The organism is Citrobacter freundii complex sp. CFNIH4 (genome assembly GCF_002934505.1).
GTDB classification, from domain to species: domain Bacteria; phylum Pseudomonadota; class Gammaproteobacteria; order Enterobacterales; family Enterobacteriaceae; genus Citrobacter; species Citrobacter freundii.
Window position 1 is genome coordinate 4691152 of sequence record NZ_CP026231.1, and the last position, 16887, is coordinate 4708038.

Consider the following 16887-nt stretch of genomic DNA (forward strand, 5'->3'; position numbering starts at 1 on the left):
TAACGAAAACGTTTGCGCAACGCTCGCGAATTTTTAATTTTCGATTTTGACCTCTTCTTTTTCAGTTGAAAGAGGCTGATATAACGAGAGGATCGTAGAAACGATCGTGTGGTTTGTGGATAACTCTGTGCGTAAATGGGTATAAGGCGGGGTTTTGCTGTGGAATGCAGCAGTCAGTCATTTTTCTGCAATTTAAGGGTTGCGGGCCACAGGAAACTCCCTATAATGCGCCTCCATCGACACGGCGGATGTGAATCACTTCACACAAACAGCCGGTTCGGTTGAAGAGAAAAACCTGAAAATGAGGGTTGACTCTGAAAGAGGAAAGCGTAATATACGCCACCTCGCGACAGAGCGCTAAAGCGCGTCGCAACTGCTCTTTAACAATTTATCAGACAATCTGTGTGGGCACTCGAAGATACGGATTCTTAACGTCGCAAGACGAAAAATGAATACCAAGTCTCTGAGTGAACATACGTAATTCATTACGAAGTTTAATTCACGAGCATCAAACTTAAATTGAAGAGTTTGATCATGGCTCAGATTGAACGCTGGCGGCAGGCCTAACACATGCAAGTCGAACGGTAGCACAGAGGAGCTTGCTCCTTGGGTGACGAGTGGCGGACGGGTGAGTAATGTCTGGGAAACTGCCCGATGGAGGGGGATAACTACTGGAAACGGTAGCTAATACCGCATAACGTCGCAAGACCAAAGAGGGGGACCTTCGGGCCTCTTGCCATCGGATGTGCCCAGATGGGATTAGCTAGTAGGTGGGGTAACGGCTCACCTAGGCGACGATCCCTAGCTGGTCTGAGAGGATGACCAGCCACACTGGAACTGAGACACGGTCCAGACTCCTACGGGAGGCAGCAGTGGGGAATATTGCACAATGGGCGCAAGCCTGATGCAGCCATGCCGCGTGTATGAAGAAGGCCTTCGGGTTGTAAAGTACTTTCAGCGAGGAGGAAGGCGTTGTGGTTAATAACCGCAGCGATTGACGTTACTCGCAGAAGAAGCACCGGCTAACTCCGTGCCAGCAGCCGCGGTAATACGGAGGGTGCAAGCGTTAATCGGAATTACTGGGCGTAAAGCGCACGCAGGCGGTCTGTCAAGTCGGATGTGAAATCCCCGGGCTCAACCTGGGAACTGCATCCGAAACTGGCAGGCTAGAGTCTTGTAGAGGGGGGTAGAATTCCAGGTGTAGCGGTGAAATGCGTAGAGATCTGGAGGAATACCGGTGGCGAAGGCGGCCCCCTGGACAAAGACTGACGCTCAGGTGCGAAAGCGTGGGGAGCAAACAGGATTAGATACCCTGGTAGTCCACGCCGTAAACGATGTCGACTTGGAGGTTGTGCCCTTGAGGCGTGGCTTCCGGAGCTAACGCGTTAAGTCGACCGCCTGGGGAGTACGGCCGCAAGGTTAAAACTCAAATGAATTGACGGGGGCCCGCACAAGCGGTGGAGCATGTGGTTTAATTCGATGCAACGCGAAGAACCTTACCTACTCTTGACATCCAGAGAACTTAGCAGAGATGCTTTGGTGCCTTCGGGAACTCTGAGACAGGTGCTGCATGGCTGTCGTCAGCTCGTGTTGTGAAATGTTGGGTTAAGTCCCGCAACGAGCGCAACCCTTATCCTTTGTTGCCAGCGATTCGGTCGGGAACTCAAAGGAGACTGCCAGTGATAAACTGGAGGAAGGTGGGGATGACGTCAAGTCATCATGGCCCTTACGAGTAGGGCTACACACGTGCTACAATGGCATATACAAAGAGAAGCGACCTCGCGAGAGCAAGCGGACCTCATAAAGTATGTCGTAGTCCGGATTGGAGTCTGCAACTCGACTCCATGAAGTCGGAATCGCTAGTAATCGTGGATCAGAATGCCACGGTGAATACGTTCCCGGGCCTTGTACACACCGCCCGTCACACCATGGGAGTGGGTTGCAAAAGAAGTAGGTAGCTTAACCTTCGGGAGGGCGCTTACCACTTTGTGATTCATGACTGGGGTGAAGTCGTAACAAGGTAACCGTAGGGGAACCTGCGGTTGGATCACCTCCTTACCTTAAAGAAACGTTCTTTGTAGTGCTCACACAGATTGTCTGATGAATGATGAACTTCTGAATGTACTTTCGAGTGCATTAAGAAGTTTTGCTCTTTAAAAATATGGATCAAGCTGAAAATTGAAACGACACACTGTGTCTGTTCTCCGTAATAAGAACAGATAAATGGTGTGTTCGAGTCTCTCAAATTTTTGCAAGTCGATGATGAATCGAAAGAAACATCTTCGGGTTGTGAGGTTAAGCGACTAAGCGTACACGGTGGATGCCCTGGCAGTCAGAGGCGATGAAGGACGTGCTAATCTGCGATAAGCGTCGGTAAGGTGATATGAACCGTTATAACCGGCGATTTCCGAATGGGGAAACCCAGTGTGATCCGTCACACTATCATTACGTGAATACATAGCGTAATGAAGCGAACCGGGGGAACTGAAACATCTAAGTACCCCGAGGAAAAGAAATCAACCGAGATTCCCCCAGTAGCGGCGAGCGAACGGGGAGCAGCCCAGAGTCTGAATCAGCTTGTGTGTTAGTGGAACGGTCTGGAAAGTCCGACGGTACAGGGTGATAGTCCCGTACACCAAAATGCACAGGTTGTGAACTCGAAGAGTAGGGCGGGACACGTGGTATCCTGTCTGAATATGGGGGGACCATCCTCCAAGGCTAAATACTCCTGACTGACCGATAGTGAACCAGTACCGTGAGGGAAAGGCGAAAAGAACCCCGGCGAGGGGAGTGAAAAAGAACCTGAAACCGTGTACGTACAAGCAGTGGGAGCCTCTTTATGGGGTGACTGCGTACCTTTTGTATAATGGGTCAGCGACTTATATTCTGTAGCAAGGTTAACCGTATAGGGGAGCCGAAGGGAAACCGAGTCTTAACTGGGCGTTAAGTTGCAGGGTATAGACCCGAAACCCGGTGATCTAGCCATGGGCAGGTTGAAGGTTGGGTAACACTAACTGGAGGACCGAACCGACTAATGTTGAAAAATTAGCGGATGACTTGTGGCTGGGGGTGAAAGGCCAATCAAACCGGGAGATAGCTGGTTCTCCCCGAAAGCTATTTAGGTAGCGCCTCGTGAATTCATCTTCGGGGGTAGAGCACTGTTTCGGCTAGGGGGTCATCCCGACTTACCAACCCGATGCAAACTGCGAATACCGAAGAATGTTATCACGGGAGACACACGGCGGGTGCTAACGTCCGTCGTGAAGAGGGAAACAACCCAGACCGCCAGCTAAGGTCCCAAAGTCATGGTTAAGTGGGAAACGATGTGGGAAGGCACAGACAGCCAGGATGTTGGCTTAGAAGCAGCCATCATTTAAAGAAAGCGTAATAGCTCACTGGTCGAGTCGGCCTGCGCGGAAGATGTAACGGGGCTAAACCATGCACCGAAGCTGCGGCAGCGACACTATGTGTTGTTGGGTAGGGGAGCGTTCTGTAAGCCGTTGAAGGTGTATCGTGAGGTATGCTGGAGGTATCAGAAGTGCGAATGCTGACATAAGTAACGATAATGCGGGTGAAAAACCCGCACGCCGGAAGACCAAGGGTTCCTGTCCAACGTTAATCGGGGCAGGGTGAGTCGACCCCTAAGGCGAGGCCGAAAGGCATAGTCGATGGGAAACAGGTTAATATTCCTGTACTTGGTGTTACTGCGAAGGGGGGACGGAGAAGGCTATGTTAGCCGGGCGACGGTTGTCCCGGTTTAAGCATGTAGGCGGAGGTTCCAGGTAAATCCGGTACCTTTTTAACGCTGAGGTGTGATGACGAGGCACTACGGTGCTGAAGTAACAAATGCCCTGCTTCCAGGAAAAGCCTCTAAGCATCAGGTAACACGAAATCGTACCCCAAACCGACACAGGTGGTCAGGTAGAGAATACCAAGGCGCTTGAGAGAACTCGGGTGAAGGAACTAGGCAAAATGGTGCCGTAACTTCGGGAGAAGGCACGCTGATATGTAGGTGAAGTGATTTACTCATGGAGCTGAAATCAGTCGAAGATACCAGCTGGCTGCAACTGTTTATTAAAAACACAGCACTGTGCAAACACGAAAGTGGACGTATACGGTGTGACGCCTGCCCGGTGCCGGAAGGTTAATTGATGGGGTTATCCGTAAGGAGAAGCTCTTGATCGAAGCCCCGGTAAACGGCGGCCGTAACTATAACGGTCCTAAGGTAGCGAAATTCCTTGTCGGGTAAGTTCCGACCTGCACGAATGGCGTAATGATGGCCAGGCTGTCTCCACCCGAGACTCAGTGAAATTGAACTCGCTGTGAAGATGCAGTGTACCCGCGGCAAGACGGAAAGACCCCGTGAACCTTTACTATAGCTTGACACTGAACACTGGTCCTTGATGTGTAGGATAGGTGGGAGGCTTTGAAGTGTGGACGCCAGTCTGCATGGAGCCATCCTTGAAATACCACCCTTTAATGGCTGGTGTTCTAACGTGGACCCGTAATCCGGGTTGCGGACAGTGTCTGGTGGGTAGTTTGACTGGGGCGGTCTCCTCCTAAAGAGTAACGGAGGAGCACGAAGGTTAGCTAATCCTGGTCGGACATCAGGAGGTTAGTGCAAAGGCATAAGCTAGCTTGACTGCGAGAGTGACGGCTCGAGCAGGTGCGAAAGCAGGTCTTAGTGATCCGGTGGTTCTGAATGGAAGGGCCATCGCTCAACGGATAAAAGGTACTCCGGGGATAACAGGCTGATACCGCCCAAGAGTTCATATCGACGGCGGTGTTTGGCACCTCGATGTCGGCTCATCACATCCTGGGGCTGAAGTAGGTCCCAAGGGTATGGCTGTTCGCCATTTAAAGTGGTACGCGAGCTGGGTTTAGAACGTCGTGAGACAGTTCGGTCCCTATCTGCCGTGGGCGCTGGAGAATTGAGGGGGGCTGCTCCTAGTACGAGAGGACCGGAGTGGACGCATCACTGGTGTTCGGGTTGTCATGCCAATGGCATTGCCCGGTAGCTAAATGCGGAAGAGATAAGTGCTGAAAGCATCTAAGCACGAAACTTGCCCCGAGATGAGTTCTCCCTGAGACTATAAGTCTCCTGAAGGAACGTTGAAGACGACGACGTTGATAGGTCGGGTGTGTAAGTGTAGCGATACATTGAGCTAACCGATACTAATGAACCGTGAGGCTTAACCTTACAACGCCGAAGATGTTTTGGCGAAGAGACGACATTCAGCTTGATTACAGATTATATCGACATGCAAAAGCGTGTTGATAAACAGAATTTGCCTGGCGGCTGTAGCGCGGTGGTCCCACCTGACCCCATGCCGAACTCAGAAGTGAAACGCCGTAGCGCCGATGGTAGTGTGGGGTCTCCCCATGCGAGAGTAGGGAACTGCCAGGCATCAAATAAAGTGAAAAAGCCCATCCTGACGGATGGGCTTTTTTGCGTGTGTGCGGGGTAAAAAAACGCCGGATGCGGTGTGCGCCAGCAGTTATCCGGATACGGCTACCCGTGTACGAGGTTGAGTAACGGGTACGCTCGTCCGAGATCGTCCACTTCCGTCCGTCCCGTCACAGTAAATCCCATCTTCTTATAGAATCCAACTGCCTGCTCATTCTGTTCATTAACGTTGGTCGTTAGCGTTGAAACCATTGATAAAGCATGTTCAATCAGCAGTTTACCAACGCCACTACCACGCACATCCGGATCGACAAACAACGCATCCATATGCTGATCGGTCAAAAGCATAAAGGCGACAGGCTCATCTTGTTCTGTCACTGCAACCCATAGCGGAGCTTCTGGTAAAAATGAACTTACCAGCTCTTCCAGCTCAATCCGATAATCCGCAGAGAGGAAATGGTGCGTCGCATCGACAGAACGACACCAGATAGATATGAGCTTATCGCCTTCGTCCTTACGCGAACGACGAATGGTAAAGGGCATGGCATTCTCCTTTTATCTTTACTGCACTATTCTACAGCAAGGGCCGTGAAACTTTCTCAACTTGAGGATGCAGGCTCGACATTCGCATGATTCCTGGGTATCTTCAGCTATCTGGATGTCTAAACGTTTAAACGTATGTAGTGAGGTTATCAGGTTATGCCAATTCGCGTGCAGGACGAGCTACCCGCCGTCAATTTCTTGCGTGAGGAAAACGTCTTTGTGATGACGACATCCCGCGCTTCCGGTCAGGAAATTCGACCACTGAAGGTGCTCATCCTCAACCTGATGCCCAAGAAGATTGAAACGGAAAACCAGTTCCTGCGCTTACTGTCTAACTCACCGCTACAGGTAGATGTTCAGCTATTGCGCATCGATGCTCGCGAGTCACGTAACACCCCTACGGAGCATCTGAATAACTTTTACTGTAATTTCGAGGATATCTGCGATCAGAACTTTGACGGACTGATCGTGACCGGCGCGCCGTTGGGTCTGGTCGAATTTGATGACGTGGCTTACTGGCCGCAGATTCAACAAGTGCTTGAATGGGCGAAAGATCACGTTACCTCAACGCTATTTGTTTGTTGGGCGGTGCAGGCCGCGCTGAATATCCTGTACGGAATTCCTAAGCAAACCCGTACGGACAAACTCTCAGGCGTCTATGAGCACCATATTCTGCATCCTCATGCGCTGCTGACGCGTGGATTCGATGATGCGTTCCTGGCTCCGCATTCGCGCTATGCCGATTTTCCTGCTGCGCTTATTCGCGACTACACCGATCTCGAGATTTTTGCTGAAACCGAAGAGGGAGATGCCTACCTGTTTGCCAGCAAAGATAAACGAATTGCCTTTGTGACGGGCCATCCGGAATATGATGCCCATACGCTCGGCAGTGAGTATTTTCGTGACGTCGAAGCGGGCCTAACGCCGGAAGTGCCCTATAACTACTTCCCGAAAGATGACCCGCAAAACAAACCGCGGGCAACCTGGCGTAGCCACGGTAATCTGTTGTTTACCAACTGGCTCAACTATTACGTCTACCAGATCACGCCATATGATCTGCGTCACATGAATCCAACGCTGGATTAATCTTCTGTAGCAGACGATCCTTAAGCGTTTCAGCATATTGAATCAGGCACCTTCGGGTGCCTTTTTTATTTCCGAAACGCACCTCACCGTGTAATTAAATTTTATTTATATTGTTATCAATAGGTTAATTGATAATTAAATTAAAAATGGAAATTGTTTTTGATTTTGAAATTTAAATGAGTAGTCTTAGTTGTGCTGAACGAAAAGCGCACAACGATCCTTCGTTCGCATTGGGGATGTGTTTGGATCAATGACGAGGAACTACGCAATGAATCAACAGGCAACGACAACCGATGAACTGGTCTTCACCAGGCCGCGTGGCGAACAGGAGCAACAAATTCTGACCGCTGAAGCAGTAGAGTTTCTGACTGAACTGGTGACAAGATTTACGCCAAAACGCAATAAACTTCTGGCTGCACGAATCCAGCAGCAGCAGGATATTGATGACGGTAAGTTGCCTGATTTTATTTCGGAAACGGCTTCCATTCGAGAAGGTGACTGGAAAATTCGCGGAATTCCTGATGATTTACTGGATCGCCGCGTAGAGATAACCGGGCCTGTTGAGCGCAAGATGGTTATCAACGCGCTGAACGCGAACGTCAAAGTCTTTATGGCTGATTTTGAAGATTCGCTGGCTCCTGAGTGGAACAAAGTTATCGACGGGCAGATAAACCTGCGCGATGCGGTCAATGGCACCATTAGCTATACCAATGAAGCGGGTAAAATTTACCAGCTCAAACCTAATCCGGCTCTGTTGGTATGCCGCGTTCGTGGTCTGCATCTGCCGGAAAAACACGTCACCTGGCGTGGCGAATCCATCCCGGGCAGCCTGTTCGATTTTACCCTCTATTTCTTCCACAATTACAAAACGTTGCTGGCAAAAGGCAGCGGCCCTTACTTCTACCTGCCAAAAACGCAGGCCTGGCAAGAAGCAGCATGGTGGAGCGAAGTGTTCAGCTATGCAGAAGATCGCTTTAATCTGCCACGCGGCACCATCAAAGCGACTCTGCTGATTGAAACGCTGCCGGCCGTCTTCCAGATGGACGAAATTCTGCACGCCCTGCGTGACCATATTGTCGGTCTGAACTGCGGTCGCTGGGACTACATATTCAGCTATATCAAAACGCTGAAGAACCATCCGGATCGCGTGCTGCCGGACCGTCAGGTGGTGACGATGGATAAGCCATTCCTCAGCGCCTATTCGCGTCTGCTGATTAAAACCTGTCATAAACGTGGCGCATTCGCGATGGGCGGCATGGCAGCTTTCATTCCCAGCAAAGATGCGGAACGTAACAACCAGGTTCTGACCAAGGTAAAAGCGGACAAAGCGCTGGAAGCCAATAACGGTCATGACGGCACATGGATTGCCCATCCGGGACTGGCAGATACCGCAATGGCGGTGTTCAACGACGTGCTCGGTGAAAACAAAAATCAGCTGTTCGTGACCCGTGAAGAAGATGCGCCGATTACCGCAGAACAACTGCTGGCGCCTTGTGAAGGTGAGCGTACTGAAGAAGGCATGCGCGCCAACATTCGTGTTGCGGTGCAGTACATCGAAGCGTGGATCTCCGGTAACGGCTGCGTACCGATTTACGGTCTGATGGAAGATGCGGCCACTGCCGAAATCTCCCGTACCTCCATCTGGCAGTGGATCCACCACCAGAAGACGCTCAGCAACGGCAAGCCGGTTACCAAACCGCTGTTCCGTCAGATGCTGGCCGAAGAGATGCTGGTGATTCAGGACGAGCTGGGCGAACACCGCTACAGCAGCGGACGTTTTGACGATGCCGCGCGCCTGATGGAGCAAATCACTACCTCTGATGAATTGATCGATTTCTTGACCCTGCCAGGCTACCGCCTGCTGGCGTAATCCACCACATAACAATATGGAGCATCTGCACATGAAAACCCGTACTCAACAAATCGAAGAATTACAGAAAGAATGGACTCAACCGCGCTGGGAAGGCATCACCCGTCCATATAGCGCGGAGGAAGTGGTGAAATTACGTGGCTCGGTCAACCCGGAATGCACGCTGGCTCAGCTTGGCGCGGCGAAAATGTGGCGTCTGCTGCACGGCGAATCGAAGAAAGGTTATATCAACAGCCTCGGCGCGCTGACTGGCGGTCAGGCGCTGCAGCAGGCGAAAGCCGGTATTGAAGCGGTCTACCTTTCAGGCTGGCAGGTGGCGGCAGATGCCAACCTGGCATCCAGCATGTACCCGGACCAATCGCTGTATCCGGCGAACTCCGTCCCGGCAGTGGTGGATCGGATCAACAACACATTCCGTCGCGCCGATCAGATCCAATGGTCAACCGGTATTGAACCGAACGATCCGCGCTATGTGGATTACTTCCTGCCGATCGTTGCCGATGCGGAAGCGGGTTTTGGCGGCGTACTGAACGCGTTTGAACTGATGAAATCGATGATTGAGGCTGGTGCAGCGGCCGTTCACTTCGAAGATCAGCTCGCATCGGTAAAAAAATGTGGTCACATGGGCGGCAAAGTTCTGGTGCCGACTCAGGAAGCTATCCAGAAACTGGTGGCCGCCCGTCTGGCAGCCGACGTCATGGGTGTTCCGACGCTGGTTATTGCGCGTACTGATGCTGACGCAGCCGATCTGATAACGTCTGACTGCGACCCATACGACAGCGAGTTCATCACCGGCGAACGTACCAGCGAAGGGTTCTACCGTACGCATGCGGGTATTGAGCAGGCGATCAGCCGTGGTCTGGCCTATGCACCTTATGCGGATCTGGTGTGGTGTGAAACCTCCACGCCGGATCTCGAACTGGCGAAGCGCTTTGCCGATGCGATTCACGCGAAATTCCCCGGCAAACTGCTGGCCTACAACTGTTCGCCGTCATTTAACTGGCAGAAAAACCTGGACGACAAAACTATTGCCAGCTTCCAGCAGCAACTGTCGGATATGGGTTACAAATACCAGTTCATTACCCTGGCGGGCATCCACAGCATGTGGTTCAACATGTTCGACCTCGCACACTCCTATGCGCAGGGTGAAGGCATGCGCCACTATGTTGAGAAGGTTCAGCAGCCAGAATTTGCGGCGGCTAAAGACGGTTACACCTTCGTGTCCCATCAGCAGGAAGTGGGTACAGGCTACTTCGACAAAGTAACTACTATCATTCAGGGCGGCGCTTCCTCGGTGACCGCGCTGACCGGCTCGACCGAAGAATCGCAGTTTTGATTAATGCCCGGTGGCGCTGTGCTTACCGGGCCTACGAAGGGATGTAGGCCGGATAAGCGAACGCGCCATCCGGCATGACGTTGTGCCGGATGGGAGAAGTCGATGACGCGTGGCCTGGAATTACTGATTGCTCAGACGATTTTGCAAGGTTTCGACGCCCAGTACGGGCGTTTTCTGGAAGTCACCTCCGGCGCGCAGCAGCGTTTTGAACATGCCGACTGGCATGCGGTTCAGCAGGCGATGAAAAGCCGTATTCACCTTTACGATCATCACGTAGGTCTGGTGGTGGAGCAGTTGCGCTGCATTACAGACGGCAAAAGTACCGACGCGGATTTTTTACTTCGCGTGAAAGAGCATTACACCCGGCTACTGCCGGATTACCCGCGCTTCGAGATTGCGGAGAGCTTTTTTAACTCCGTTTACTGTCGGTTATTTGACCACCGCTCGCTGACTCCCGAGCGGCTGTTTATTTTCAGTTCTCAGCCAGAGCGTCGTTTCCGCACGATCCCACGCCCGTTGGCGAAAGACTTTTTTCCTGATACCGGCTGGGAGTGGCTGCTAACTCGCGTCCTTAGCGATCTTCCTCTACGTCTTCCATGGCAGAATAAACATCGTGATATCCACTACATCATCGAGCACCTGACCGAAACCTTGGGAGCGGATGTGTTGGCAGGCTGCCATTTACAGGTGGCGAATGAACTGTTTTATCGTAACAAGGCCGCCTGGCTGGTCGGGAAGCTGATTACCCCTTCCGGGACGCTGCCGTTTTTACTGCCAATCCACCGGACAGACGAAGGTGAGTTGTTTGTCGATACCTGCCTGACCACGACGGCGGAGGCGAGCATTGTGTTTGGCTTCGCCCGCTCCTACTTTATGGTGTATGCCCCGCTGCCCGCGGCACTGGTGGAGTGGTTGCGCGAGATCCTGCCCGGTAAAACCACCGCTGAATTGTATATGGCGATTGGCTGTCAGAAGCATGCAAAAACGGAAAGTTATCGGGAGTATCTGCTCTACCTGGCCAACTGTGATGAGCAGTTTATTGAAGCGCCGGGGATCCGCGGTATGGTGATGCTGGTGTTTACCCTGCCGGGCTTTGACCGGGTGTTTAAAATCATTAAAGACAAATTTGCGCCGCAAAAAGAGATGTCTGCCGCCCACGTCCGCGCCTGTTATCAACTGGTCAAAGAGCACGATCGTGTGGGGCGGATGGCTGACACCCAGGAGTTCGAGAATTTTGTGCTGGATAAACGGCAAATCGATCCGGCGCTGATGGCGCTGTTATTGCAGGAAGCCCCGGAAAAAATTACCGATCTTGGCGATCAGATTGTCATTCGCCATCTGTATATCGAACGACGGATGGTGCCGCTGAATATCTGGCTGGAGCAGGTCGAAGGTCAACAACTGCGCGATGCCATTGAAGAGTACGGCAACGCGATTCGTCAGCTGGCCGCCGCCAATATTTTCCCCGGCGATATGCTGTTTAAGAACTTCGGCGTCACCCGTCACGGGCGCGTGGTGTTCTACGATTACGATGAAATCTGCTACATGACGGAGGTTAATTTCCGTCATATCCCGCCGCCACGCTACCCGGAAGATGAGATGAGCGCTGAGCCGTGGTACAGCGTATCGCCTGGAGATGTCTTCCCGGAAGAGTTTCGCCACTGGCTATGTGCCGACCCGCGTATCGGGCCGCTATTTGAAGAGATGCACGCTGACTTGTTCAGCGCCGACTACTGGCGTGGTCTGCAAACGCGGATTAAAAACGGGCATGTGGAAGATGTTTACGCCTACCGACGCAAACAGCGTTTCAGCGTGCGTTATGAAACCGACCGTAGGCCGGGTAAGGCGTAACCGCCACCCGGCAACCCCATCTTAGCGAAATCCGCCGTACGCCAGCGTCACTTCTTTCGCCGCTTTGATCGCCATGGCGCCGAACTCGGTCACGCGATCGTCGGTAATGCGCGAAATGGGTCCGGAGATGGAAATCGCGGCGAACGGCTCGCGGTGCTCGTCATAAATGCACGACGCCACGCAGCGCAGACCCAGCGCATGTTCCTCATCATCAAAGGAATAGCCGCGCTTGCGCGTCTGAGCCAAATCCTCTTTCAGATGCACTGGCGACACCAGCGTGGCGTGGGTATAAGCGTGTAGTCCTTTGCGGTGCAGCAACCCTGTCACCTGTTCTTCGCTCAGTTGGGATAAAAACGCTTTGCCCGCGCCGGAAGCATGCATCGGCAGTTTGCCGCCGATAGGCGCGGACATGCGCATCAGTTGGGTGCACTGCACCTGGTCGATAATAATGGCCTGATGATCGCTTTGATCCAGCACGGCGAGGTTTACCGTCTCACCGGAGTCTTCCATCAGCTTGCGCAGGATCGGATGCACAATCGCCAGCAGATTACGGCTTTGCAAAAAGCTGCTGCCGACGATAAACGCATGTGCACCCACGGCCCAGTGCCCTAATTCACCGACCTGACGAACAAATCCCTGCTGCTGCATGGTGGTCAATAATCGGTGAGTCGTGGAGTTTGGCAGGCCGGCCTGCTGCGCCAGCTCGGTCAGCGCCACGCTGCCGTTGGATTCCGCAATCCACTCCAGTAGCTTCAGGCCGCGTGTCAGGGACTGAACCTGCCCGGTTGCGGGCGCAGTAGTAGCGGCGGGTTTTCTACCGCGTTTCGCGGGAACGGGGGCAACCATGGCAGACTCCTTTTCTGTATCGTGGAAATCATTTTCGTTTTATTCAATTATAATGCAAGAATTCCTGTACTGATCGGATGAGTGAAGCTGAACATGTCTCATGTTGGCCGTTGTTCTCTTTTCCGCCTTTCAGGTTTGTGCCAGTATGACCTGTTGAGTTTTTTTCGGTCTGGTTGAGCGTTGTCGGGAGCGAGTGTGAGCAGCAAAGTAGAACAATTACGTCAGCAGTTAAATGAACGTATTCTGGTGCTGGACGGCGGTATGGGCACCATGATCCAGGGATATCGTCTGAGCGAAGAGGATTTCCGCGGCGAACGCTTTGCCGAATGGCCGTGCGATCTGAAAGGCAACAACGACCTGTTGGTGCTCAGCAAACCGGAGGTGATCGCCGCGATTCACAACGCCTACTTCGAGGCGGGCGCGGACATCATCGAAACCAACACCTTTAACTCCACGACTATCGCCATGGCGGATTACCAGATGGAATCCCTGTCGGCGGAAATCAACTTTGCGGCAGCCAAACTGGCGCGCGCGGCGGCAGACGAATGGACGGCGCGCACGCCAGACAAACCGCGCTACGTCGCGGGCGTGCTTGGCCCAACCAACCGTACGGCGTCTATCTCGCCCGACGTCAACGACCCGGCTTATCGTAATATTACCTTTGATCAGCTGGTGGCCGCCTACCGCGAATCCACCAAAGCGCTGGTGGAAGGCGGTAGCGACCTAATCCTGATTGAAACCGTTTTCGATACCCTCAACGCCAAAGCCGCTATTTTCGCGGTTAAAACTGAATTCGAAGCGCTGGGCGTTGAGCTGCCAATTATGCTCTCCGGCACCATCACCGACGCTTCCGGGCGTACGCTCTCCGGCCAGACCACTGAAGCATTCTACAACTCCCTGCGCCACGCCGATGCGCTGACTTTTGGTCTGAACTGTGCCTTAGGTCCGGACGAGCTGCGCCAGTACGTGCAGGAACTGTCGCGTATTGCCGAATGCTACGTTACCGCACACCCGAACGCCGGGCTGCCGAACGCCTTTGGTGAGTACGATCTCGATGCCGACACCATGGCGGCGCAAATCCGCGAATGGGCCGAGGCGGGCTTCCTGAATATTGTTGGCGGCTGCTGTGGCACCACGCCGGAACACATCGCTGCCATGAGCCGCGCGGTGGACGGACTGCCGCCACGCCGCTTGCCGAAAATCCCGGTTGCCTGCCGTCTGTCTGGCCTTGAGCCGCTGAACATCGGCGACGACAGCCTGTTTGTGAACGTCGGCGAGCGTACCAACGTTACCGGTTCGGCGAAGTTTAAGCGCCTGATCAAAGAAGAGAAATACAGCGAGGCGCTGGACGTCGCCCGCCAGCAGGTAGAAAGCGGCGCGCAGATCATCGATATCAACATGGATGAGGGGATGCTCGACGCCGAAGCGGCGATGGTTCGTTTCCTCAACCTGATTGCCGGTGAACCGGATATCGCCCGCGTGCCGATTATGATCGACTCCTCGAAATGGGAAGTAATCGAAAAAGGGTTGAAGTGCATTCAGGGTAAAGGCATCGTTAACTCCATCTCGATGAAAGAGGGGGTTGAGACCTTTATCCATCACGCGAAGCTGCTGCGTCGCTACGGTGCTGCAGTGGTGGTGATGGCCTTTGACGAGCAGGGCCAGGCCGACACCCGCGCGCGCAAAATTGAGATCTGCCGTCGGGCGTACAAGATTCTTACCAAAGAGGTGGGCTTCCCGCCGGAAGATATTATCTTTGACCCGAACATCTTTGCGGTGGCGACCGGGATTGATGAACACAACAACTACGCGCAGGACTTTATCGGGGCCTGTGAAGACATCAAACGCGAACTGCCGCATGCGCTGATCTCCGGCGGCGTTTCTAACGTTTCATTCTCGTTCCGTGGCAACGACCCAGTACGTGAAGCCATTCACGCGGTATTCCTCTACTACGCCATTCGCAACGGCATGGACATGGGGATCGTCAACGCCGGACAACTGGCAATTTACGACGACCTGCCCACCGAGCTGCGCGATGCGGTTGAAGATGTGATCCTCAACCGCCGTGACGATGGCACCGAACGACTGCTGGAGCTTGCTGAGAAGTATCGCGGCAGTAAAACCGACGACACGGCGAATGCCCAGATGGCGGAGTGGCGCAGTTGGGACGTGAAAAAGCGCCTCGAATACTCGCTGGTGAAAGGCATAACCGAGTTTATTGAGCTGGATACCGAAGAAGCTCGCCAGCAGGCCGCGCGCCCGATCGAGGTTATTGAAGGGCCGCTGATGGACGGCATGAACGTGGTTGGCGACCTGTTCGGTGAGGGCAAAATGTTCCTGCCGCAGGTGGTGAAATCCGCTCGCGTGATGAAGCAGGCGGTGGCATACCTTGAACCGTACATTGAGGCCAGCAAAGAGAAAGGTTCCAGCAACGGCAAAATGGTCATCGCAACCGTGAAGGGCGATGTGCACGATATCGGTAAAAATATCGTCGGCGTGGTGCTGCAATGTAACAATTACGAAATCGTCGATCTTGGCGTGATGGTGCCCGCGGAGAAAATCCTCAGAACGGCGCGTGAAGTGAATGCCGATCTGATTGGCCTTTCCGGGCTGATTACCCCATCGCTGGACGAAATGGTCAACGTGGCGAAAGAGATGGAGCGTCAGGGCTTCACTATTCCGCTGCTGATTGGCGGCGCGACCACCTCGAAAGCGCACACCGCAGTGAAAATTGAGCAGAACTACAGCGGCCCGACGGTGTACGTGCAGAACGCCTCGCGTACCGTTGGCGTCGTCGCTGCGCTGCTCTCTGACACCCAGCGTGATGACTTTGTCGCCCGTACGCGTAAAGAGTATGAAACCGTGCGTATCCAGCATGCGCGTAAGAAACCGCGTACTCCGCCCGTAACGTTACAGGCTGCCCGCGACAACGATCTGGCCTTTGACTGGGAAAACTACACCCCGCCGGTGGCGCACCGTCTGGGCGTACAGGAAGTGGAAGCCAGCATCGAAACCCTGCGCAACTACATCGACTGGACGCCGTTCTTTATGACCTGGTCGTTGGCCGGGAAATATCCGCGAATCCTCGAAGATGAAGTAGTGGGCGAAGAGGCGAAGCGCCTGTTCAAAGATGCCAACGACATGCTGGATAAACTCAGCGCTGAGAAGACGCTGAATCCGCGTGGCGTGGTGGGTTTATTCCCGGCCAACCGCGTGGGTGACGACATCGAGATTTACCGTGACGAGACGCGTACGCACGTCATCAACGTGAGTCATCACCTGCGCCAGCAGACGGAAAAAGTCGGTTTCGCCAACTACTGCTTGTCTGACTTTGTTGCGCCGAAACTGAGCGGTAAAGCGGATTACATCGGTGCTTTTGCGGTCACTGGTGGTCTGGAAGAAGACGCGCTGGCAGATGCTTTCGAAGCCCAGCATGACGACTACAACAAGATCATGGTGAAAGCGATCGCTGACCGTCTGGCGGAAGCGTTCGCAGAATATCTGCATGAGCGCGTACGTAAAGTCTACTGGGGCTATGCGGCGAATGAGAATCTCAGTAACGAGGAGCTGATCCGCGAAAACTACCAGGGGATTCGCCCGGCACCGGGCTATCCGGCGTGTCCGGAACACACCGAAAAAGCCACCATTTGGGAACTGCTGGACGTGGAGGCGCATACCGGGATGAAGCTCACCGAATCCTTCGCCATGTGGCCAGGTGCGTCGGTTTCCGGCTGGTATTTCAGTCATCCGGACAGCAAGTACTACGCTGTGGCGCAAATCCAGCGCGATCAGGTTGAAGATTATGCCTTTCGTAAAGGGATGAGCGTGGCAGAAGTGGAGCGCTGGTTAGCGCCGAACCTCGGCTACGACGCCGACTGATTCACAAACTGTCATCTTTCTTTACAACAAACAGGGCGCTCAATGAGTGCCCTGTCTCTTTATTACGTT

The 16887-nt window shown here is 53.4% G+C and carries 7 protein-coding genes and 3 rRNA genes; 8 read left to right on the forward strand and 2 right to left on the reverse strand.

Annotated elements, in window-relative coordinates; translation table 11 throughout:
* The first annotated feature begins 516 nt into the window (after positions 1-516).
* The 3 genes from C2U41_RS24025 to rrf all read left to right on the forward strand — a co-directional run bounded on the left by C2U41_RS24025 (position 517) and on the right by rrf (position 5407).
* Positions 517-2058: ribosomal RNA gene (locus C2U41_RS24025) — 16S ribosomal RNA — on the forward strand.
* Positions 2059-2293: 235 nt separating this feature from the next.
* Positions 2294-5200: ribosomal RNA gene (locus C2U41_RS24030) — 23S ribosomal RNA — on the forward strand.
* Between the two features lie 91 nt (positions 5201-5291).
* Positions 5292-5407 (forward strand): 5S ribosomal RNA (gene rrf / locus C2U41_RS24035).
* Together the 16S, 23S and 5S rRNA genes form the textbook arrangement of a ribosomal RNA operon.
* Before the next feature lie 105 nt (positions 5408-5512).
* Here the strand turns inward: rrf and C2U41_RS24040 are convergent.
* A complete protein-coding gene (locus C2U41_RS24040) occupies positions 5513-5950 on the reverse strand; it encodes an acetyltransferase (RefSeq protein ID WP_003841433.1) in 438 nt (145 codons plus the stop codon).
* Between the two features lie 156 nt (positions 5951-6106).
* Here C2U41_RS24040 and metA point away from each other — a divergent pair, with 156 nt between their 5' ends.
* The 4 genes from metA to aceK all read left to right on the forward strand — a co-directional run bounded on the left by metA (position 6107) and on the right by aceK (position 12093).
* Positions 6107-7036, forward strand: coding sequence for a homoserine O-acetyltransferase MetA (gene metA / locus C2U41_RS24045; protein WP_103849047.1), 930 nt, complete (start codon positions 6107-6109; stop codon positions 7034-7036).
* Positions 7037-7304: 268 nt separating this feature from the next.
* Positions 7305-8906: a malate synthase A gene (gene aceB, locus C2U41_RS24050; RefSeq protein WP_103849046.1), complete on the forward strand. Its 1602-nt coding sequence runs from the start codon at positions 7305-7307 to the stop codon at positions 8904-8906.
* A gap of 31 nt (positions 8907-8937) precedes the next feature.
* Positions 8938-10242, forward strand: coding sequence for an isocitrate lyase (aceA, locus tag C2U41_RS24055; RefSeq protein ID WP_003031609.1), 1305 nt, complete (start codon positions 8938-8940; stop codon positions 10240-10242).
* Between the two features lie 102 nt (positions 10243-10344).
* A complete protein-coding gene (gene aceK / locus C2U41_RS24060) occupies positions 10345-12093 on the forward strand; it encodes a bifunctional isocitrate dehydrogenase kinase/phosphatase (RefSeq protein WP_032938236.1) in 1749 nt (582 codons plus the stop codon).
* Positions 12094-12114: 21 nt separating this feature from the next.
* On the opposite strand, the gene iclR is transcribed toward aceK, so the two are convergent.
* Positions 12115-12939 (reverse strand): glyoxylate bypass operon transcriptional repressor IclR, encoded by an 825-nt coding sequence (gene iclR / locus C2U41_RS24065; protein ID WP_003844677.1) that lies wholly within the window; start codon positions 12937-12939, stop codon positions 12115-12117.
* A gap of 195 nt (positions 12940-13134) precedes the next feature.
* Between iclR and metH the strand changes: the two genes are divergently transcribed.
* Positions 13135-16818, forward strand: coding sequence for a methionine synthase (metH, locus tag C2U41_RS24070; protein WP_032938232.1), 3684 nt, complete (start codon positions 13135-13137; stop codon positions 16816-16818).
* Positions 16819-16887: the final 69 nt, after the last annotated feature.

Coding starts and splice junctions, on each gene's coding strand:
- aceA (WP_003031609.1), top strand. CDS start 8,938: ATGAAAACCCGTACTCAACAAATCGAAGAATTACAGAAAGAATGGACT.
- metA (WP_103849047.1), top strand. CDS start 6,107: ATGCCAATTCGCGTGCAGGACGAGCTACCCGCCGTCAATTTCTTGCGT.
- aceK (WP_032938236.1), top strand. CDS start 10,345: ATGACGCGTGGCCTGGAATTACTGATTGCTCAGACGATTTTGCAAGGT.
- C2U41_RS24040 (WP_003841433.1), bottom strand. CDS start 5,950: ATGCCCTTTACCATTCGTCGTTCGCGTAAGGACGAAGGCGATAAGCTC.
- iclR (WP_003844677.1), bottom strand. CDS start 12,939: ATGGTTGCCCCCGTTCCCGCGAAACGCGGTAGAAAACCCGCCGCTACT.
- aceB (WP_103849046.1), top strand. CDS start 7,305: ATGAATCAACAGGCAACGACAACCGATGAACTGGTCTTCACCAGGCCG.